Origin of the sequence: Thiofilum sp., from assembly GCF_016711335.1 — a bacterium.
Lineage (GTDB): Bacteria > Pseudomonadota > Gammaproteobacteria > Thiotrichales > Thiotrichaceae > Thiofilum.
This window is the reverse complement of record NZ_JADJTF010000001.1, coordinates 2,056,182-2,078,059: the sequence shown is the minus strand read 5'-3', so window position 1 is coordinate 2,078,059 and position 21,878 is coordinate 2,056,182. Positions and strand designations below refer to the sequence as shown.

The 21,878-nt window shown below is 44.8% G+C and carries 18 protein-coding genes and 4 tRNA genes; 4 read left to right on the top strand and 18 right to left on the bottom strand.

Going from position 1 to position 21,878, the window contains the following annotated elements; translation table 11 throughout:
* Window positions 1-199: 199 nt before the first annotated feature.
* The 5 genes from IPL34_RS09920 to ligA all read right to left on the bottom strand — a co-directional run bounded on the left by IPL34_RS09920 (window position 200) and on the right by ligA (window position 2,688).
* A tRNA-Leu gene (locus tag IPL34_RS09920) sits at window positions 200-285 on the bottom strand.
* A 19-nt stretch (window positions 286-304) separates the two neighbouring features.
* A tRNA-Cys gene (locus IPL34_RS09915) sits at window positions 305-378 on the bottom strand.
* Between the two features lie 37 nt (window positions 379-415).
* A tRNA-Gly gene (locus IPL34_RS09910) sits at window positions 416-491 on the bottom strand.
* 34 nt (window positions 492-525) lie between these two features.
* Window positions 526-601 (bottom strand) — tRNA-Gly (locus IPL34_RS09905).
* A 59-nt stretch (window positions 602-660) separates the two neighbouring features.
* Complete coding sequence (gene ligA, locus IPL34_RS09900; protein WP_296843060.1) at window positions 661-2,688, bottom strand: NAD-dependent DNA ligase LigA; 2,028 nt, start codon at window positions 2,686-2,688, stop codon at window positions 661-663.
* Window positions 2,689-2,934: 246 nt separating this feature from the next.
* On the opposite strand from ligA, the gene IPL34_RS09895 reads away from it, so the two are divergent.
* The gene (locus IPL34_RS09895) at window positions 2,935-5,109 is read left to right on the top strand and encodes a S8 family serine peptidase (RefSeq protein ID WP_296841241.1); all 2,175 of its coding nucleotides are present in this window, start codon (window positions 2,935-2,937) and stop codon (window positions 5,107-5,109) included.
* 262 nt (window positions 5,110-5,371) lie between these two features.
* The gene (locus tag IPL34_RS09890; protein WP_296841239.1) at window positions 5,372-7,324 is read left to right on the top strand and encodes a S8 family serine peptidase; all 1,953 of its coding nucleotides are present in this window, start codon (window positions 5,372-5,374) and stop codon (window positions 7,322-7,324) included.
* Here IPL34_RS09890 and IPL34_RS09885 read toward each other — a convergent pair.
* Window positions 7,291-7,515: a DUF2798 domain-containing protein gene (locus tag IPL34_RS09885; RefSeq protein ID WP_296841237.1), complete on the bottom strand. Its 225-nt coding sequence runs from the start codon at window positions 7,513-7,515 to the stop codon at window positions 7,291-7,293. The genes IPL34_RS09890 and IPL34_RS09885 overlap by 34 nt on opposite strands.
* Window positions 7,516-7,534: 19 nt before the next feature.
* Window positions 7,535-8,878 (bottom strand): 23S rRNA (uracil(1939)-C(5))-methyltransferase RlmD, encoded by a 1,344-nt coding sequence (gene rlmD, locus IPL34_RS09880; RefSeq protein WP_296841235.1) that lies wholly within the window; start codon window positions 8,876-8,878, stop codon window positions 7,535-7,537.
* Between the two features lie 204 nt (window positions 8,879-9,082).
* On the opposite strand from rlmD, the gene IPL34_RS09875 reads away from it, so the two are divergent.
* Both IPL34_RS09875 and msrA read left to right on the top strand, forming a co-directional pair.
* Window positions 9,083-10,003 (top strand): cation diffusion facilitator family transporter, encoded by a 921-nt coding sequence (locus IPL34_RS09875; protein ID WP_296841233.1) that lies wholly within the window; start codon window positions 9,083-9,085, stop codon window positions 10,001-10,003.
* Window positions 10,004-10,033: 30 nt separating this feature from the next.
* A complete protein-coding gene (msrA, locus tag IPL34_RS09870; RefSeq protein WP_296841231.1) occupies window positions 10,034-10,648 on the top strand; it encodes a peptide-methionine (S)-S-oxide reductase MsrA in 615 nt (204 codons plus the stop codon).
* Window positions 10,649-10,707: 59 nt separating this feature from the next.
* On the opposite strand, the gene IPL34_RS09865 is transcribed toward msrA, so the two are convergent.
* The 11 genes from IPL34_RS09865 to ispC form a co-directional block, all read right to left on the bottom strand.
* The gene (locus IPL34_RS09865; protein WP_296841228.1) at window positions 10,708-11,640 is read right to left on the bottom strand and encodes a recombination-associated protein RdgC; all 933 of its coding nucleotides are present in this window, start codon (window positions 11,638-11,640) and stop codon (window positions 10,708-10,710) included.
* Window positions 11,641-11,716: 76 nt separating this feature from the next.
* Entirely contained in the window at window positions 11,717-12,283 is a 567-nt protein-coding gene (gene rnhB, locus IPL34_RS09860) for a ribonuclease HII (RefSeq protein WP_296841226.1), read from the bottom strand.
* Window positions 12,274-12,825 (bottom strand): hypothetical protein, encoded by a 552-nt coding sequence (locus IPL34_RS09855; RefSeq protein WP_296841224.1) that lies wholly within the window; start codon window positions 12,823-12,825, stop codon window positions 12,274-12,276. Before IPL34_RS09855 ends, rnhB begins: the two co-directional genes overlap by 10 nt.
* A gap of 16 nt (window positions 12,826-12,841) precedes the next feature.
* Window positions 12,842-13,993, bottom strand: coding sequence for a lipid-A-disaccharide synthase (gene lpxB, locus IPL34_RS09850; protein WP_296841223.1), 1,152 nt, complete (start codon window positions 13,991-13,993; stop codon window positions 12,842-12,844).
* A 16-nt stretch (window positions 13,994-14,009) separates the two neighbouring features.
* Window positions 14,010-14,786 (bottom strand): acyl-ACP--UDP-N-acetylglucosamine O-acyltransferase, encoded by a 777-nt coding sequence (gene lpxA / locus IPL34_RS09845; protein WP_296841222.1) that lies wholly within the window; start codon window positions 14,784-14,786, stop codon window positions 14,010-14,012.
* Window positions 14,783-15,232, bottom strand: coding sequence for a 3-hydroxyacyl-ACP dehydratase FabZ (fabZ, locus tag IPL34_RS09840; protein ID WP_296841221.1), 450 nt, complete (start codon window positions 15,230-15,232; stop codon window positions 14,783-14,785). The genes lpxA and fabZ overlap by 4 nt, the downstream gene beginning before the upstream one ends.
* Before the next feature lie 14 nt (window positions 15,233-15,246).
* A complete protein-coding gene (gene lpxD, locus IPL34_RS09835; protein ID WP_296841220.1) occupies window positions 15,247-16,302 on the bottom strand; it encodes a UDP-3-O-(3-hydroxymyristoyl)glucosamine N-acyltransferase in 1,056 nt (351 codons plus the stop codon).
* Window positions 16,303-16,305: 3 nt separating this feature from the next.
* Complete coding sequence (locus IPL34_RS09830) at window positions 16,306-16,950, bottom strand: OmpH family outer membrane protein (RefSeq protein ID WP_296841219.1); 645 nt, start codon at window positions 16,948-16,950, stop codon at window positions 16,306-16,308.
* A 97-nt stretch (window positions 16,951-17,047) separates the two neighbouring features.
* Window positions 17,048-19,330 carry an outer membrane protein assembly factor BamA gene (gene bamA, locus IPL34_RS09825; RefSeq protein ID WP_296841218.1) on the bottom strand — a complete coding sequence of 761 codons (2,283 nt, stop codon included), beginning with the start codon at window positions 19,328-19,330 and terminating at the stop codon, window positions 17,048-17,050.
* Window positions 19,331-19,332: 2 nt separating this feature from the next.
* Complete coding sequence (gene rseP / locus IPL34_RS09820) at window positions 19,333-20,700, bottom strand: RIP metalloprotease RseP (protein ID WP_296841217.1); 1,368 nt, start codon at window positions 20,698-20,700, stop codon at window positions 19,333-19,335.
* Window positions 20,701-20,704: 4 nt separating this feature from the next.
* The gene (gene ispC, locus IPL34_RS09815) at window positions 20,705-21,877 is read right to left on the bottom strand and encodes a 1-deoxy-D-xylulose-5-phosphate reductoisomerase (protein WP_296841216.1); all 1,173 of its coding nucleotides are present in this window, start codon (window positions 21,875-21,877) and stop codon (window positions 20,705-20,707) included.
* Between the last annotated feature and the right edge of the window lies 1 nt (window position 21,878).

Genomic DNA, 21,878 nt, shown 5'->3' with positions numbered 1-21,878 from the left:
GCTACCTATCGACACCAAACCAAGAGGCAAGAGCAATCTTGCCTTTTTTATTGCCTGCTTAGTTCGTATTTGGTTCGTATAGGCAGGAATAAAACCTAAAGCATAAAGCGGTTTTCGTCTGGCAAAATTGCGCATCTAGTCAAAATAGAAAACTTGACGATTAAGACGGGATATTAAGATAAGTGCTTGAATATGAGAGTGCCCAGAGCCGGAGTCGAACCGGCACGGATGTCACCATCCGAGGGATTTTAAGTCCCTTGCGTCTACCTATTTCGCCACCTGGGCATTGAGGGGCATTATTGATTGGAGGCTGAGTCCGGAATCGAACCGGAATAGACGGATTTGCAATCCGTTGCATGACCATTCTGCCATTCAGCCGCAACACAGAACTATCTACTTAAATAAAACACTTAAGTGGAGCGGGAAACGAGACTCGAACTCGCGACCCTAACCTTGGCAAGGTTATGCTCTACCAACTGAGCTATTCCCGCATAGAATGTGTTAAATGTCCAGTCCAATTTAATTTGGAGCGGGAAACGAGACTCGAACTCGCGACCCTAACCTTGGCAAGGTTATGCTCTACCAACTGAGCTATTCCCGCTGAACAGGCTGCGAATAATAGAGAAGCACTCCTAACCTGTCAAGCTCCTGCTTAAAAAATTATTCATTTTCTAGCCCTTCCTTCAGTACTTTTAACAAAGCCTCCTCATCCGCAATCGGCACACCTAAACTCTCAGCTTTCGCTAATTTCGATCCGGCTTTTTCTCCAGCAAACACTAGAGTTGTTTTGGCAGAAACACTACCTGCCACCTTTGCCCCCAATGCTTCCAAACGCTCTTTCGCCCCCTCACGGCTCACTTGGCTAAAGGTTCCCGTGAGTACCAGCACCTGACCTGCTAACACACCTGCTGGTCTGGTATTCACCTCATAATTTGACCAGCTCACGCCTAAAGCTTGTAGTTGTTGAATAGTGTCACGATTGTGTTGTTCTGCAAAAAATTTGGCGGTATGAGCTGCAACCACTGGTCCCACATCTGGAACTTGCTGCAAAGCTAGCTCATCTGATTGCATTAAAGCCTCTAAAGAGCCTAAATGCTTCGCATACGCTTTGGCGGTAGACTCCCCTACCTCACGAATACCTAGAGCATAAATAAAACGCTCCAGTGTCGTCTGTTTACTTTTATCAATCGCAGCAATCAGATTCTCAGCCGATTTTTTACCCATACGCTCTAAAGCAGCAATCGACTCGACCTCTAGGCGGTAAATATCATCAAGATGCTTAATTAAACCCTGAGCAAATAACAGCTCCACTAACTTATCACCCAAACCCTCAATATTCATCGCACGACGTGAAGCAAAGTGTTTAATCGCCTCTTTGACTTGAGCTGGACAATATAAGCCTCCGGTACAACGTGCGACCGCGTCGCCTAAAACACGCTCCACATGAGACCCACAAACCGGACAAGCCATTGGCAACTCAATCGTCTTGGTAGGATTAGCACTATTACGCTGATCGGTTAATACTCTTGCGACCTCTGGAATCACATCTCCAGCCCGTCTCACTACAACCACATCACCAATTTGAATCCCTTTACGTTCAATTTCATCCATATTATGCAAGGTTGCATTACTCACCGTAACACCTCCGACAAATACCGGATCTAAACGAGCAACAGGAGTCAAAGCACCTGTTCTACCTACTTGGAACTCCACCTCTAAAATGGTAGTGGTTTGCTCCTCGGCAGGAAATTTATGTGCAATCGCCCAACGCGGCGCACGACTGACAAAACCCAACTCGCCTTGCAAGCTTAAATCATTGATTTTGTAAACTACTCCATCAATATCGAAAGGCAGATTGGCACGTTTAGCACTCATAGCCATGAAGTAAGCTTCACCCCCCTTTACCCCTTGCACTTGCTCAATCAAATCACTCACGGGTAAGCCCCATACTTTTAATTGCGCTAATTGTTGCCAATGAGTAGTGGGCATAGCCCCTCCTTCTACTATCCCTACGGCATAACAATAAATAGCTAAAGGTCGTTGAGCGGTCAGTTGCGGGTCTAATTGACGCAGGCTTCCGGCGGCAGCATTACGCGGATTGACAAACGTTTTTTGCCCTTGAGCACTGAGCTTTTGATTTAAAGTTTCAAACCCCTTGCGTGGCATAATAATTTCACCACGCACCTCTAAGAGTTGCGGCCAACCTGTACCTAATAGCTTTAATGGTAAGGTTTTGATAGTACGCACATTTAAGGTGACATCTTCTCCGGTTTCACCATCACCGCGTGTAGCCGCCCGCGCTAAAACCCCTTCTCGGTACACTAAGCTAATCGCTAAACCATCTAATTTAGGCTCAGCGACATAATCCAATGCTAACTCTGCATCGAGTTTCAAACGTTCGTGAATACGCTTATCAAAAGCTAGTAGTTCTGCCTCATTAAACACATTAGCCAACGACAACATCGGGCGTAAATGTTTCACCTCAGCAAAACCACCCACGACCTCGCCCCCTACGCGTTGAGTAGGAGAGTCGGGGGTTATTAGCTCTGGAAAAGTTTGTTCTAAATGCTGCAATTCGCGGAATAAATGATCATATTCTGCATCTGAAATTTCGGGATCATCTAATACATAATAGCGGTGGTTGTGATAACGCAACTTATACCTTAATCGGTACGACTCGACATACATTTGCCTCACTTGCTCTAAATGATGCCTAGCTATTTTAAGCAGGCGTAATTGACGCATGGAGCAGGTTCGCTTCCGAAGTAAGCGTCGAAATTGAGCGGCCACTATATAGAGATTATGTTGCATATTTTACTTATTAAAAAATTAACAAAAATACAAGTAGTCGGAATTTTTACCTATACTAACTATAGTTACGTATAAACTGGTTTTATATTAAAACCACAATAATAAACGAACCCCCTATTCATTATGAAACTACTTATTAAACCTCTGTTTTTTTGTATTTCTTTGGCTTTAAGTAGCACTGCTTATAGTCAAACTACGAAAGCAGCGCCTTTGGTACAGCAGGTAATTGTTAAATTACGTGCGCCCTTGAACGCTCAAAGTACTCAGCTTAGTCGCACGCAATTAGGTCAGATAGGTCAGATCTTAACTCAACAATCGAGCTTGATTACAGGGCTGCCCCTCAACTGGGTGCGCTCTAGTAATGAGCAGTGGCATATCTTAAAGCTACCCCAAGCACTCACTGAGCAAGAAGCTCGACTCTATGCGCAACAAATTGCGCTGAATCCAGAAGTGGAAATCGCTGAACCAGATTCCTTACGTTATCCCGCTACTATTACACCTAATGATCCTAACTTTTATCGCCAAACTTATTTACAAGACTATAGTAGCTCAGTGGTCGGTCTGAATCTGCCCAGTGCATGGCAAATTACCACGGGTAGCGCCGATATTACGGTAGCCGTCTTAGATACAGGTCTGGTAGATCACAGTGATATTCTGACCAATGTCTGGGGACAGCAGGTCTCAACCTCTGGCTATGATTTTATCTCTGATCCTACACAGGCCGCTGATGGTAATGGACGAGATAGCAATCCGTTTGACGAAGGGGATCAAAGCGTTAGTGATGGTTCTAGCTCATGGCATGGTCTATTTGTCGCAGGCATTATTGGTGCTAAAGGCAATAATAGCTTAGGGATGACGGGAATTAGTTGGAATGGACGTTTACTCAATGTGCGCGTTTTAGGTAAAGGTGGGGGTTTAACTTCTGATATTGCTGATGCGATGCGTTGGGCGGCTGGTTTAAGCGCGGCGAATGTGCCCACTAATACTCACCCCGCTAAGGTAATCAATCTTAGTTTGGGTACGGTAGGAACCTGTAGTGCGACGGAGCAAAGTGCTATTAACGACGCTTTAGCTCAAGGAGTCGTAGTTGTGGTTGCAGCGGGTAATCAAAATATCGATACCAGTCAATTTACTCCCGCTAATTGTCAGGGCGTGATTGTGGTGGGTGCATTAGATAATAACGGTGCACGCGCCTCTTATAGTAACTATGGTACTAAAGTAGATCTGAGCACCCCCGGAACCGTTTATAGCCTCACTAATCTAGGCGCTCAAACCCCCATTTTAGGTGGCTCTGGCGATGCTTATGCTTACGGTTATGGTACTAGCTTTGCTGCACCTTTAGTCTCAGGAACCGTGAGCCTCATGTTAGCGGCTAATAGTAAACTCACTGATGGTACTGTTGCCAAAACGACTATACCGACACTGATTAAGATGAAATTGCGCGAATCAACCCGTGCATTTAGTAATATTGCCCAACCTGCTTGTCTCGTAGGTAGCACTAATACTACCTGCCCTGCGGGAGGCACGGGGATCTTAGATGTGTGGGCAGCGGTTAAAGCAGTTAGCACAGCCCCTACTGCGAATGCAGGTACTAATCAAAATACCACCCCTAATACCAAGGTCACTCTGAATGGCTTAAATAGTAGTGATGACGGTAGTATTGTACGTTATCAGTGGGTACAAACGGCTGGCTCTAGTGTTACCTTAAGTAATGCCAGCTCGGCCTTACCCAGCTTTACTAGCGCTGCCACACCTAGCACTTATACTTTTGCCTTGACCGTGACAGATGATGTAGGGCTTACCTCAGCAGCCGATACCGTCACGATTTACGCAAGTACTCCTACTCCTACTCCTACTCCTACTCCTACTCCTACTCCTACTCCTACTCCTACTCCTACTCCTACTCCTACTCCTACTCCTACTCCTACTCCTACTCCTACTCCTACTCCTACTCCTACTCCTACTCCTACTCCTACTCTACTCCTACTCCTACTCCTACTCCTACTCCTACTCCTACTCCTACTCCTACTCCTACTCCTACTCCTACTCCTACTCCTACTCCTACTCCTACTCCTACTCCTACTCCTACTCCTACTCCTACTCCTACTCCTACTCCTACTCCTACTCCTACTCCTACTCCTACTCCTCCTACTCCTACTCCTACTCCTACTCCTACTCCTACTCCTACTCCTACTCCTACTCCTACTCCTACTCCTACTCCTACTCCTACTCCTACTCCTACTCCTACTCCAGAATCATCAGGGGGGGGAGGCGGCAATTTCAATCCTGCTCTACTGATTTTATTAGGCGCTGCGGCATGGATGAGAAAAGCTAAACGCGCTCCTTAACTCGCTCAGAGTCACAGAATTATCCAAGTACTAGAAATACTTGGATAATTGCGCTCGTCTATTTTAAGACTCATTAATCCCCTACCACTAATCCTCTGCTTAAATCCATTAATATTATTAATCTTATACTTGCGACCCCTTATACCTGCTCTCATTGGGTTCTTTGAACCAAATTCGTAACTTAACCCTTATCGCTTTACGGGTTGCTTATTATGTTCATCACTCTTAATAGATGGGGCACAGCTTTACTCTGTGCAGGGTTAGTATTACCTAGTTTAGGATGGTCTGAAGATACAGTTACTACAGATCGTTTTATTATTAATTATTTACCTACCTTAGGAGCGATGAGTGTTAGTCATCAAATAGAACATCAAAGCCTCATCACTCAAAGTGCTGAAAACCTCACTGGTTTAGATTTAAAGCATGCTCGCACGCTGGCTACCGGAGCAGATGTATTAATCTCTAAGCAAAGTATGACTCTTGAGGCCGCACAACTTTACGCCGCTACCTTAGAGGCTTTACCCGGTGTGGCGAGTGTCGAGCCTGATATTCCGATTCATCCCCATACCCTTGCACCTAGTGATACTCTTTATTCTCAACAATCTTATTTATTTGCACCTAAAACGAATTACTTAAGCGCCATTAATGCTACGGCTGCATGGTCTATCACCAAAGGCACAGCTTCTACTGTGGTGGGGGTAATTGATACTGGAGTGACTGAACATCCTGATTTAAACCCTAATATTATCGGTCATCATGCTGCCACCTCTGGTTATGATTTTATTAGTAGTGCTAGCATCGCCCGCGATAATGATGCCCGTGATAGTGACCCCACCGACCAAGGGACGCTAGACACTACGGGTTGGCATGGTACTCATGTCGCTGGTCTGATTGCTGCCAGTCAAAACGGACAGGGTATTAGCGGTGTGAGTCCTCAAAGTACCCTACTCAATGTACGCGTGATGGGAGCGAATGGGGGCTACACTTCTGATTTAATCGATGCTGTGTATTGGGCTATTGGCGAACCTGTATTGAATGCTCCTACGAACCAAAACCCTGCGCGGATTTTAAATTTAAGCTTGGGTGGACGGAGTACAATTTGCTCCCCTACACTCCAAAAAGCACTGGATACCGCTCAAAGTAAAGGGGTTGTCGTAGTGGTAGCAGCTGGTAATGCTGCTATTCCAGTAAGCCAACAAATGCCTGCTAATTGTGAGCATGTGATTGTGGTTGGAGCTGCTGATGCTAATGGTCAATTGGCGAGTTTTAGTAATCGTGGGGGTGGGGTGGATTTATTAGCGCCTGGGGTCGATATTTTAGCGACTTATAATACTGGCTATGACAGCCCCTCAACAGCGACCTACCTCAGTATGACTGGAACCAGTATGTCGACTGCGTTAGTAAGTGGCATTAGCGCGTTAATGCTAGCCGCTAATCCTAATCTCACTAATGGACAACTAGCACCTGAATCAATCCCAGCCCTCATAGAAAGCAAACTCAAACAAAGCACGCGTCCCTTTAGTTTCGGTACTCAAGCACTATGCACTCATCAATGTGGAGCTGGCTTAGCCGATGCGTTTAATGCCGTTCGTGCCGTCAGTACAGCACCTACCGTAGTCGTCAAAACCTCAGAAGCATTGAGTGAAAAAACTGTTACCCTAGATGCGTCTGCCAGTAGTGATGATGTCTACAATACTCAAGGCTTAACCTATCATTGGGAGCAAATCAGTGGCGAAACGGTAGTGCTTAGCCATTCCTATCAAGCTAAAGTTTCCTTTAAAGCACCTAGCCGACCTCAAACATTAAGCTTTAAACTCACTGTCACAGATGATGTAGGACTAAGTGCTAGTACTGAAATCAGTGTATCTATCAAAACAGCTACTACACCAACGCCTACTGTCCCTACTACCCCTATTAGTACTCCGAGTACACCTGCACACACTACGCCCCCTAGTACACCACCTGTCATTTTATCCACTTCACCCGAACCTATCATCCCTACCCCAGCCCCGACTCAAGCGAACCCTGTAGCGTCAGAGGTTGTCGCAGCTCCTACACCTAGTACCCACCAATCCAGTGGCGGGGGCGGGAGTAGTTCTTGGCTAATCCTGAGCTTACTATTAGCTTTGGTTTATGTCAGACGTGCTACTAACTTCTGCACTTGAGGCGCTAACACCAACACCGCCCCAAACGCAATGGGGAAAGCCATCAGAAAACTCTTTCCCCAACGGATTAAGAAACCATTATCAAATCCGGTATTTAGCGCCACAATAATAAAAGTCATAATCAAAGCCATTGAAAATGACATAAACAAAGCGAATAACAAGCGAACCTTTAAAGGTGGTTTAGTTTGCATTTTAAATCCTAATTCACGATCACTTATCAAATACAGCTATTGACTCGACATGCGAGGTATGAGGGAACATATCCATCACACCTGCGCTGCTAAGACGATAGCCATGCGTATGTACTAATTCATGTGCATCCCTTGCAAGGGTTGCAGGATTACACGATACATACACAATACGTTGTGCTTTTAAACGCCCTATATAGGGCATGATTTCAATCGCTCCCGCGCGAGGTGGATCTAATAAGATCTTGTCATAATGACGTTTAATCCAAGGCTGTTGCTTTAACGCCTCATCATCCATTAGGTTGCAAGCATGATAATCCGTATTATGAATCTCATTAAGCTGAGCCGATTGCTTAGCTCGCTTTACCATCACTGCATCCCCTTCTACACCTGTCACCTGCATCACCTGACGCGCTAAGGGCAAAGTAAAATTACCTAAGCCACAAAAAAGATCTAATACCGTTTCATCTGCTTGCGGGTTTAATAGCTCCAGCGCTTTTTGCACCATTAAGCGATTAATGGATTGATTAACTTGAAAAAAGTCTTGTGGTCCAAAATCGACGCGCGTATTAAAACTAGGATGCTCGTAATATAAAACTGGCTCAGCGGGCCAAATGCAATGTACGGTATCAGGCCCTTTAGGTTGCAAATAAATGTGCTGATTCATACGCTGCCCATAGGCGCGTAGCTGTTCAATATCCTGCTGAGTTAATGGCTCTAAATGACGCACGATTAAAGCGGTGTCATTATCCCCGACCGCTACTTCAATCTGTGGAATACGCTCTTTTTGTGACAGGCTGCTGATCAGAGCCTGTAAATCAGTCAAATGCTCGCCCACACTCGGATGTAAGACTTCGCAGCGGTTGAGTTCCGCTAAAAATGAGCCTTCGCGCTCCCGAAACCCTACTAACACTTTTTCTTTTTTATGCACATAGCGCACCCCTAAACGCGCTTTACGCCGATAGCCCCAAAGATCACCATGTAGGGGTTCAAGGATAGTTGCTGGCTCTACCTTACCCACATGCTTGAGCTGATCCAGCATAGCTTGTTGCTTATAACGGATTTGCGCTTCTGGAGCTAAATGCTGCCATGTACATCCACCACATAGGCTGTAGTGCACACATTTAGGGGTAACACGCTCGGTCGATGGTTCTAATACTTCAATGGTAGTGGCTTCATCGAAACTCTTTTTTTGCAAGGTATAGCGAGCTTTTACCTTTTCACTGGGTAGCGCCCCCTCAACAAAGATAACCTTGCCGTCTAAATGGGCTACCCCCTTACCCTCTAAAGTCATTGATTCAATGGTTAACTCCACGGGAGGTAGATGATCAACTTTTGGGGGTTGACGACGTGAACGATGAGCCATTAGCACTTTCATCCATAGTACTGACAAAAAGGGCGCTATTATGCGACTAAGCTGCAAGGTGTGCAAATCTAGTTAAGATTCAACTCAGTATGGTGCACCATACTGACGTGTTTTCCGAAACTTCAACTCGGCAATCTAAACTTCACTGAATTTCAATCTAAAAGTCTTTTATACTAAGGCTCTGTTATATCAATTAAAATGACCATGACACATTCACACTCACATTCTAGTGCTGCTCAGCAAGAAAAATCCTTGGTTGCAGCGACCTCGGTGATCGCGGCTTTAGGGCTGACTACCATGAAATTTGTGGTGGGTTTGCTCACCAATTCGCTGGGTATACTCGCGGAAGCCGCTCATTCTGCTTTAGATCTCATGGCAGCGCTCATTACCTATTTCACTGTGCGCGTGTCGGACAAGCCTGCTGATAAAGAACACCCCTTCGGGCATGGCAAACTAGAAAACATCTCAGCCCTAATTCAAAGCCTGATTCTGATTGTGACCGCTGGCTGGATTATCTATGAGTCATTTGACCGTCTGATACATCCGGGTACGCATATAGAACTGTCGATTTGGGCGTTTATTGTGATGGGCGTGTCTATAGTGGTGGACTATTCACGCTCACGCATGCTTAAAAAAGCCGCCGAAAAACATAACTCTCAAGCTTTAGAAGCCGATGCTTTACATTTTAGTATTGATATTTGGTCGTCAGGCGTAGTGATTTTAGGGCTTATTTTAGTATGGGCGAGTATGTCATTTAATGTGCCTTGGCTGGAAAAAGCCGATGCTATTGCCGCTCTCATCGTGGCATTTATTATTTTATTTGTCAGTGGTGAATTAGGCTTAAAAGCCATCCATGAATTAATCGATGCAGCGCCCCAAAATGGCATTCAAGAGCAAATTATCGCAGCCGTGTGTCGCTTAGAGGGTATTACTAATGCACATGCTTTGCGTATTCGTTCATCAGGCGGACGTTGGTTTGTAGATATGCATATCACCGTCCCCGGACAGATGACGGTACAAGATAGCCACGCCCTCACTGAAGAAATTGAACAGGTAGTCGAGCAATTACTCCCCCATTCTGATGTGACCGTCCATGTCGAACCAGATGGTATTCATCCAGTCTAAAAGCTTGTTATTCCCATTTGAGTACGTGCGATGTTTAAATTTAAAACAGTATTATTAGTCGCCAGTGTTACCTTAGCTAGCTTTAGTACGTTAGCCCACGCTAAAACGGATACCCTCATAGTCGCAGGCGGCTGTTTTTGGTGTGTCGAATCCGATTTTGAAGGTAAAACGGGGGTGCTGGATGTGGTCTCAGGCTATACAGGTGGCACTACTCCGAATCCTACCTACAAACAAGTGTCGCATACTGAGACTGGACATTTTGAAGCGGTACAAATTTCATTTGACGATAGCAAAGTCAGTCTCAAAGAGTTAGTTGATTACTATTGGCGCACTATTGACCCGACCGATCCTCAAGGGCAATTTTGTGATAAGGGTAGCACCTATCGTACTGCTTTGTTTTATCAGACTGAGGCACAAAAACAAGTCTTTGAAACTTCACTGCAAGAGCTGAACGCTACTAAACCCTTTGCAGCCCCTGTAGTGACACAACTATTGCCTGCTAAGCCTTTTTATGTCGCGGAAGGTTACCATCAAAATTATTACCAAACGAATCCAGTGCGCTATAAGTACTATCGCTGGAATTGTGGGCGCGATACAACGATTGAAAAGCTTTGGGGATCGGTTGCGAGTAAAGCGTCCCAATAATCATTGATTTAGCAGAGTACTTTGTAACAGGCAAAGTACTCCCGCCTGAATAGACTGGATTAAGCTGCTTTAGCTACAGAGGGGCTTGCCGTATCACTACCCCCTAAACACTGCGCTAAATCATTCAGCAATAGGCTGACCTCGCCCGTCATTAAAGCAAACTCAATATCCAATTGCTCGGCATAGGTTTCAGCATTATTTTCATCTAAACGTTCGGTCAATAAATCGAGAAACTTAACACGCTTGATCTGTAAATTATCGGTGAGAATAAAGCTCATCTTATCTGCCCAAGTGAGCATTAATTTCGCCGCTACTTTACCCGCATTAAGGTTGCTCATGACCTCTTCGGTATTGAGTTCATGTTTTTTAAATACCGCTACCGCGCCCGCCTCCCCCGGTATACGCAATTCGCACTCATCCCCTAATAAAAAGGGCGCGGGAGCTTGATTGTCTTTAATCCATTGGGTCATTAAGACAGGTAGCTTATTGCCCGCTGACCAAAGGGTGACCGGTAGGCTGCCAATGGTATTGCGCAATAGGCTCGTCAAGCGTTCCGCCTGATTAGGACTAGCCGTATTCACTACCATCCAACCATTAGCGGTATCAATCCACGCATCTAATTGGCGAGTACGAGTAAAAGCACGAGGGAGTAATTCAAACTCAATTTGCTCACGTAAGGTCTTTTTCTCGCGTGTACCGACTTTGCGATTTTCTTGCTCTTCCAGTTGTTGCACGCGCTCTTCGAGTTCTTCTTTAATCACGGAGGAAGGCAAAATACGCTCTTGATGCGCCATGCGTACCAATACATAGCCATTGGTCACCAGTGCTAGTTGCTCAGCATCACGCCCCAAAGGAGAAACCCAGCCAGTACTTTCATGCTGATCACTGCCGCACCCCTGAAAGGCTTTTCCTGCTAATTGATCGGGTAACTCATCCACATTGAGCGTAAATTCAGTAGGCAAACGATACAGATAGAGGTTTTTAAACCACATAACTTTAACCTCAGGGGCTACAAAAGCGGCGATTATGGCGCAATGCCTTGGTCAAGTCACGACCAAGGTGAATATTTTAGCCAGTGCAATAACGCTTCACGGGTGCAAAGCTTTTACGGTGAATGGGTAAGATACCGTGTTGAGCAATAGCCGCTAGATGAGCCTTAGTAGGATAGCCTTTATGCTGGGCAAAACCGTATTCAGGGTAAAGCTTATCCAACTCAATCAGTTCAGCATCACGAGTCACTTTAGCCAAAATCGAGGCCGCACTAATCGCGGGTTCTGTGGCATCACCGCCAACAATAGCTTGGGTAGGACAGTAAAACTCTGGGTATTGATTACCATCCACTAATACTTCGTTAGGTCTTAAGCTCAAACCTGCCACCGCTCGTTGCATCGCTAAAAAGGTGGCTTGCAAAATATTGAGTTGATCAATCTCCTCAACTTCAGCGCGTCCCAATGACCACGCTAAAGCTCGCTCTTTAATTAAATCAGCGAGCATTAAACGTTTTTTTTCCGAGAGCTTTTTAGAATCGGCTAATCCTTGAATCGGACGTGAGGGATCTAAAATGACCGCAGCCGTCACTACCGCCCCTGCTAAAGGACCACGCCCCACCTCATCGACTCCCGCAATTAAACGCATGTGCCGGGCTGACGCAAAGTAAAAATAGAAGCAGGAGGAAGGTTAAAAAACACGGTCGCACTACGCTCAATATGAAAACCTTTGGCTCTGAGTTTTTGGAATAGCTCAATTTTACTCACCAAAGGAATATAGCTCATTTGAATAATCGTAGAGCCTTGCTCTAAAGCAGCGGCAAATTGTGTTACGAGCCGTTCAGAAAAAAACGGCCCTGTCACCGGCATACACGACACTATCAAACTATTCGCTAAACCATAACGGCTGTCATCTAAGGGCAAATCAAAAAAGTCACCGCCTAAAATATCGGTTTTGCGTCCAAAACGCTCTTTAAAAAGGGCAACAAAATCAGGATGTTTTTCTACAAAACCAAAGGGAATATCCGCATCAATGAAATACTGTGCTACTACTCCACTACCTGTTCCCACAAATACTCCACGCGCATAAGATCCAAAATGAGTACTGGCAACTTCAAACATTTTGGCCCCAAACTGATCAGTTGAGCTAATAATCGAGCCAACATCCTTAAATTTAGTGATATAAGCCATACTCATGTTCCTTTTTTTAGATATTAAATTGTTGCACAATGGCTGCCGCAGCGGTCGTACTGGCTTGTTGCTGGAGTTGCTGTTGCAGGGTTTTAAATCGGCCTAGGCAATAATCACGCTCCGTCGGTGTTAGAGCCATTAGCTTTTCCATTTCAATTACAATATTTTCGGCATTAACTTGTTCTTGCAGTAGTTCGGGTACTAAGCGCTCATTGGCTAAATTATTGGGCAAAGTAACATATTTCACCTTTAATAATTTAAAAGTACGCAATAACCATGCCGTTAAAGGCGCTACTTGATAAGCTGCTACCATTAAACGCCCGCTTAACATTCCTTCTAATACCGCAGTACCTGATGCCAATAGGATATAATCAGCCGCTTGCATCACAGTACGCGATTGTCCATTGACCAAAGTAATGGGTAATTCTGGACTATATTGCTTACAAAGTGCTTCAATCGCAATACGCGCTTTGGTATGGGCAGCCGGAATAATAAAAGTGCATTCGGGATAGCGTTGAATTAATTGCTCAGCTGCTTGCAAAAAAGGCGGCAATAAACGCTCAATTTCTCCCAAACGACTACCGGGCAAAAGTGCTATCACCTTTGATGCAGTTGAAGTTACCCCTAATGCTTGTCTCGCCACCCAACGGTCACCCTCCCACTGAATTTCATCTGCTAAAGGATGACCTACAAATACCGCTTTAATCTGATGTTGGCGATAAAACTCTACCTCAAAAGGAAATAGGGTTAGCATTAAATCGATAGCATCCTGCATTTTTTTTACGCGCCCTTGACGCCAAGCCCATACTGAAGGACTGACATAATGAGCGGTTTTAATACCTTTAGCATGTAAGCGCTTAGCTAAGGGCAAATTAAAATCGGGGGCATCGACTCCAATAAATAAATCCGGTGGATTTTGAGTCCAGCGCTGAATTAATTCACGCCGAACTTTGATTAAGGTAGGTAAGTGTTTAAGGACTTCTACTAAGCCCATGACTGATAAAGTTTCCATTGGGTAAAGCGATTTACAGCCCATAGATTGCATTTCAGGGCCGGCAATACCTTCAAAAACTAAATCTGGATTATGAATATGGAGTGCTTTAATAAGCCTAGCCGCCAAAATATCGCCAGAAGTTTCACCCGCGATAATGGCTATGCGTTTGATCATTGAGTTACTTACACACTTATCGAATCAGACCGCGCTCACTACGGCGGCAGAAGGCTAATAATAATTGAATTTCGGGGAATTGTCCCATCTCGGTTTCAATCTGGCTTAAAGCATCATTCAAGGTGAGTTGCTGTCTGTAGATCAAGCGATGAGCATTTTTAATACGCAAAATGGCTTCAGGAGTAAAACCACGGCGTTTTAACCCCTCGGTATTGATACTACGTGGCTCGGCTGGACTGCCATAAGCCATAGTATAGGGTGCGACATCTTTGCTAATGGCGCTACCCATCCCAGTAAAAGCGTGCTCACCGATATGACAAAATTGATGTACTAAGGTAAAGCCACCCAAAATCACATAATCATGAATCGTGACATGCCCTGCTAGCGTGGCACTATTAGCAAAAATGGTGTTATTACCGACCATACAATCGTGTGCAATATGCACATACGCCATGATCCAATTGTCATTACCTAATACTGTTTTACCTTTATCCTGCACAGTGCCGCGATTAAAGGTACAGCATTCACGAATAACATTACGATCACCAATAATCAGCTCAGTAGCTTCGCCTGCATATTTTTTATCTTGAGGCTCAGCGCCGAGTGATGCAAAGGGGAAAATACGATTATCTTGACCTATAGTAGTAGGCCCATCAATCATGGCATGAGACATAATTTTTGTCCCACGTCCAATCTTTACTTTAGCCCCAATAACACTATAGGGTCCGATCTCAACCTCAGAATCTAATTCAGCACTAGGGTGAATCACAGCAGTCGCATGGATTAAGCTCAAATAGCACCTTCTTTGGCGGCACACATGAGTTCGGCAGAGGCTACCACCTTGCCATCAACAGTCGCCTTGGCATCGAAAACCCAAATAATACCCTTGCGATTCTTAAGCTCCACTGACAATACCAGTTGATCCCCCGGAACCACTTGCTGCTTAAAGCGTGCTTTGTCTACCCCTACTAACATATAAAGCACACCCGCACGCGGCTCTTCGCCCATGGTTCTAAAGCCTAATAATCCCGTTGCCTGAGCTAAAGCTTCAATAATCAAAACACCGGGCATTACAGGTTGACTAGGAAAATGCCCATTAAAAAATGGCTCATTACAAGTTACATTTTTAATCGCTGTCAGACGCTCACCTTCTACACACTCTAATACTCGATCTACTAATAAAAACGGGTAACGATGCGGTAAGTAGTTTTTGATTTCGTTGACATTCATGCTCGACATGCTGTTAAGATCCCTTAATTCTTAGGCTGCAATGCAGCGATTTGCTTTTCTAATTCCACTAAACGCCGTGCCATTTTATCTAATTGATGAAAGCGCACCGCATTTTTGCGCCATTGGCTATTTTCTTGAATGGTCGTACCTGCTGAATACACACCTGCGTGGTGAATAGAGTGAGTCACCATACTGGTTGCAGTAATAGTGACATGATCAGTGATTTCTAAATGACCACCAATCGCACACATCCCCGCAATCCGACAAAAGCGCCCAATTTTGGCACTTCCTGCAATCGCTGTACAGGCTGCTACGGCGGTATATGCCCCAATTTCCGTATTGTGCCCCACTTGGATGAGGTTATCGAGCTTAACACCGTCTCCAATGCGTGTGACACCCAGCGCCGCACGGTCAATAGTCGTATTAGCACCAATTTCCACTTCATTACCCAATACTACTCGACCTACTTGAGGAATTTTGTACCAAGAACCATCACGTTGTGGGGTGAAACCAAAACCATCAGCCCCCAATACCGCACCTGAGTGAATAATGCAACGCTCACCTACTTCCGTTTGATCAGCTAGTGTGACATTAGGATGCAATAAAGAATCAGCACCAATACGGCACTCCGCACCTATGACACTATGCGCCCCAATAATCACATTAGCTGCAATCTCAGTTCCCGCGCCTATAACCACATAAGCGCCAATGTGCACGCCCTCAGCTATTGTTACCCCACTCTCTAAGATTGCAGTTGGATGAATACCAGAGGTCAAAGACTTTTTGGGATAAAACAAACTCACCACCTGAGCATAAGCTAAATAGGGGTCAGGATGAATTAAACAATCCCCAGCATAATTAGCGGCTAAATCCGCCGTTAAAATTAAAGCTCCCGCTTGAGTGCTAGTGAGGAATTTCTGATACTGTCCGCCTCGGATATAACTCAATTCATGAGCCTGTGCTAAATCAACCGCTGCTAACCCTTGAATCAACTTATCAGGGTTTTGAGTTTTTAATATCGCACCACAATAATCTGCAATAGCTGCTAGGTTATACGCTTGAATAGGCGAATGGGACATAAGCTAAGGTTCCTTGGTATTAGTATTCAGAGGATTTGGATTAGAACTATTAACTTGGGTATTAAATTGCTGTTGTAAATAATCGAGCACTTGATTCGTAATATCGACTTGACTACTCGCTGCAATATAGTCATTTTCCTTTAGAACAATATCGATTTTATTTTGAATTCGCACAGCATTAATAGCATCAATGACTTGCTTTTGTACCTGACTCAATTGTTCATCACGGGCTAAACGTAATTCAGCTCGATAATCCTCAACGGCTCGCTCGTAATTACGTTGCCGACTCCGTAAATCACGATCTTTTTGTAACCGCTCATCTTCGGGTAATTGTGCTAGTTGATCTTGCACTTCTTGTATAGCCTGCTGCTCATGCCCTAAATCAGCCTCAATCGGGGCATATTTTTGTTTGAGCTGTTCGGTCGCGGCTGCGGATTGCGGCGCTCGATTGAGTAATAAACTAACATTGACTGTCGCCACCACAGTACGCGAGGGCATGATAGCTACTTTGGGAGGGGGAGTCGTTGGATTAAGCGTGCTAGGTTTAGTAGTGGGAGGAGTAGGCGATTCAGATTCTGCTTGCACATTAAGTACACTAATCAGTAAGGTGCTGATTAAGAACAGTAAAGTGACAATAAATAAACGCACAAGCCTCACTCCCTTGGCTAATAGTTGTAAGCGCCACACTCCAAACCGTCGCTAGCTGGCTTGGAGTGTTATAGATCCGCAGTGGGCAAAAATATGCTTAGAAATTAGCGCCTAAACTAAACTGTAGAGATTGCTTCTTATCGCCATCTTTAGCATTTAATGGACGCGCCACACTGACCTCTAATGGACCAAAGGGCGAAACCCAAATAATCCCTAGACCTGCTGAAGCCCGTAACTCCTTAGCCTTAAACGAATTAGTATCGTCGAATACATTACCCGCATCCACGAAGGCACTCATTTTCAAGCCTTTAACATCAGTGGCTAAAGGTACTGGGAAATAAATCTCTGCGGTAGTGGCAAAGAGTGCATCGCCTCCTTTTGACTCGCCTTTACTATCTTTCGGACCTAAACTATTCGAGTCATAGCCACGTACAGTACCAATACCACCTGCGGTATATTTTTCAAAAAACGGTAGGCTATCTAAGCCTTTTTGCCCTTTCCCTACTCCGACTTTTGCTTTAAGCGCAAACGTTATATCTTTATTAATTTCTTTATATAAAGCGCCATCATAGCCTAATTTGGCATATTGCAAATCACTGCCCGGAATAGCCGCTTGTAAAGACACACGATGGCGTTGCCCTGAAGTGGGGAATAACACGCGATTACGGGTATCGTGTACATAACTTAAAGTCGCTGGTATCTGGCGATAATCAAAGCCATGTTTGTCGGTAAATTCTTTAATATGAGTTGCTGGATCAGTGCCTAAAACAATTTCACGCTTTTCCCCGCCGACTTTAAAATGAATTGCATCATTTTCACCTAAAGGAATGGCATAGCTTAAATCAGCACCGACGCGATTGGACACATAGCTGGAGATATCATCTTTCGAGGCATCATATTTATTATAGTAAACATTAAAACCACGACTGACACCTTCATGGGTATAGAAAGGATTATTATAACCAATACGGAAATTACGATTCGCCGAGCTATTATCAAATGCAATTTCTAGCTCTTTACCCGTACCCATAAAGTTATCTTGCTTTAATTCGGTATTAAATAAGAAACCACCGGATTGTGAGTAACCCGCCCCAATACGGAATTGATTAGAAGAGCGTTCGGTAATTTCAACTTTTAAATCGACCTGATCGGGTGTTCCTGCTACTGGCTCCGGTGTGATCGTCACCTCTTCTACATAAGCCAAACGCTGTAAGCGTATTTTGGAGCGCTCAATTAAATCTTTGGATAAAGGGGCACTTTCCAGTTGACGAATTTCACGCCGATACACTTCGTCCTTAGTACGATTATTACCGCGAATATTAATGCGTCTGACATAGACGCGTTTACCCGGATCAATCACTAATTGTAAATTGACAATACGATTAGCCTCATCAATCTGTGGCTCTAAACCAATACGAGTAAAGGCAAAGCCTTGTTTGCCCAAAGCGTCTTCAATATTTTTGCGCGTTTGCTCTAGATTACGTTGGGAAAATACTTGTCCGGCTTTCAGTGCTACCAATCGATCCACTTGAGCTTGAGAGAGTTTAGTATTCCCCCCTACACTGACTCGCCCTAAGCGATATTGTGGTCCTTCCTTGATGGTGATTTTAATTTGCACACCCTGCTTAGTCGCCCCCGGCAGAGTATCAACTGAAACCACTTCAAATTTGATATAACCCCGATCACGATAAAAAGCGGCTAACTTATCTAAATCGGCTGCCAATTTTTCACGCGAATATTGGTCGCGTGTACTAAAGAAAGAAATACCAGATTTTACTCCAGACTCGAATTGCCCTAATAAAACCGCATCTGAAAATGCTTGATTACCGACAATTTCTAAGCCTTGAATACGAGTATTACCGCCCTCATTAATTTTAATATCAATTGCATTACGACCTTGACCTAAAGAGCGTGTACTGATATTCACACTAGCATTATAAAGCCCTTGACCTTGATAGGCTTTACCCAGCTCTTCTTCTGCTTTGATTAGTGCTTGCTTATCTAAACCATTGCCCTTAGCAATATTTAATTTTTTTAGAAACTCAAGGATATTGGCGCTAGGTAATTTTTTATTACCCGTAATATTAATTTCGCCAATCGCTTCACGCTCAATGACTTTAACAATCAGGACATTACCGCGTCGTGCCAGTTGTACATCCTCGAATAATCCAGTCTGATAAACAATTTGCGATAACTCATTAGCTTGAGCCTCATCAAAACGCTGACCCGCACGCACGGGGATATATTGCATCACGGCATTGGGCGTGAGGCGTTGTAATCCCTGTACTTCAATTCCTTGGATTACAAAACTTGCAGCCCACACCGACTGACTAGCCACCAAGGCACTGGCGACGGAAAGACGAATTAGTTGTTTATTCATGATTATCTGATCAACCGCATTAAATCGTTATACAAGGCCAAAACCATCAAGCTACCAATAGCTGTCAAGCCGACACGCATGCCCAATTCCTCTACCCGTTGGGAGACAGGTGAGCCTTTTATCATTTCCACTATATAAAACAGCAAATGCCCGCCATCCAACATCGGAATAGGTAGTAGGTTTAAAATACCTAAACTCACGCTAATAATAGCTAAAAAACCGATAAAGTAGGTCAGTCCAGACTTGGCTGCTTCCCCTGAAAACTGCGCAATGGTTACAGGACCGCTAATATTTTTGAGCGATACTTCACCCGTCACCAGCCGCCCCATTAATTTAACTGACATTACAGTGATTTGGCGGGTTTCTTCAATACCACGTACTAAAGCATCCACTAAACCATAACGTTGGGTAAATTGTAGCTGCTGAATGACTTCCGGAGGGCTGCGCTCGGTAAGGCTTATACCCATAATCAATGCTTGCTGACCATTAACTTCTTGCCATTGGGGCGTAACGCTCAGACTAAGCACCTCGTTAGCTCGTTCTAATTTAAGGATTAATGCTTTGCCCTCGCTTTGGCGCACCAAGCGCATAACATCATCGCTGGTTTGAATCGGTACAGCATTAATAGCCACTATTTTATCACTAGGCTTGACACCGGCTGCCTCAGCGGGGCTATTGGGGCGTACTCCAGCGGCATACACGGCTAATTGTGGCGCCCAATTACGTAAACCAGCTTTTTGCAAATAATCACGCTCATCAGCCAGCATAGCAATATCGGTTAAATCCATTGTTCGCGTGGCGGGTTGTCCTTGCTGAGTTTCGACTTCAAGACTCACAATAGGGTCAACCAGATACTGCTCTAGGATCATTTGGCGTGCATCTTGAAAACTCACTACCGGATGACCCGCCACTGCTACGATTTTATCGCCTGCTTGAATACCAGCCTCAGCCGCAGGCGTATTAGGAAGAGCCGTTACGAGGGGCGGATAAGCCGGCACTCCAATGCCAAACATCAATGCATACAAAAAGATGGCTAATAAGAAATTCGCAATAGGTCCTGCGGCTACAATAGCAAAACGTTTCCAAACAGGCTGGCGATTAAAAGCGCGGTGTACCTCACTAGGATCAACGGTTCCTTCACGCTCATCGAGCATTTGCACATAACCTCCAATCGGAAACGGGGCTAGTGCATACTCCACCTGATCAGCGTCTTTACCACGTTTTGACCAAAAGGGTTTGCCCATACCAACTGAAAAGCGTAATACCTTCACACCTAATTTACGCGCAACCCAATAGTGCCCAAACTCGTGAATAGTGACTAAGATACCAATAGTGACTAAAAAGGCGGGAATAATAATTAGCAAGTCCATGGTGTTACTGCATTTTTTTAGTTTTTATCCAAGATAGTGCGGCTTCACGGCTGTCCTTGTCCTGAATAAAAATGGTTTCTAAAGTCGTTGGGGTCCCAGCTCGTGCCTGAACCACTACCTGCTCAATCAATCGAGGTATATCCATAAAACCTATTTGCTGCTTTAAGAACGCTTGCACGGCTTCTTCATTCGCTGCATTCAAGGCAATGGTGGCATAGCCTCCGGCTTGATGCGCCTCAGATGCTAAGCGCAAACACGGAAAACGCTCTGTATCAGGACGCTCAAAGTCTAGACGCGCCAACTGGATAAAATCTAAGGGCTTAACCCCTGATAATAAGCGCTCTGGATACCCTAACGCATACGCAATCGGAGTACGCATGTCGGGATTACCTAATTGCGCCAATACGGAACCATCACAATAAGTGACCATCGAGTGAATAGTACTTTGGGGATGCACTACCACCTCAATCTGCTCCATCGACACATTAAATAACCAACACGCCTCAATAGTCTCTAGCCCTTTATTCATTAGGGTGGCTGAATCTACTGAGATTTTCTGTCCCATACTCCAATTAGGGTGAGCCACCGCTTGAGCCGGAGTGACATTGATTAAACGCTCCTTAGCCCATGTTCTAAACGGTCCACCCGATGCAGTTAACACTAGCTTTTGTACACCTTGCTGTCTATTTTGCGTCGGTAAACACTGAAATATAGCATTGTGCTCACTATCAATCGGTAATAATTCTGCTCCTGATGCTTGTATTGCATCCATAAAGAGCTGACCCGACATTACCAGTGCTTCTTTATTCGCTAGTAATACACGTTTGCCTGCTTGGGCTGCGGCGAGGGCAGGTTTTAAACCAGCCGCACCCACAATAGCCGCCATGACATAATCCACTTCAGGATCAGAAGCAATTTGGCATAAGGCATCTTCGCCCACTAGAACCTGAGTGGGTAAATCGACTTGTTGCAACAGTGCATATAATTGCTCAGCGGCTTGAGGCTCGGTGAGTACTGCATAACGGGGCTTAAAGGTTTGACATTGCTGAAATAAACGCTCGACGTTGCGACAAGCGGACAGAGCAAACACACTAAAACGCTCAGGATGCTGTGCTATCACATCTAAGGTACTGACCCCAATGCTTCCGGTTGCACCTAAAAGGGTGACGCTTTTCATC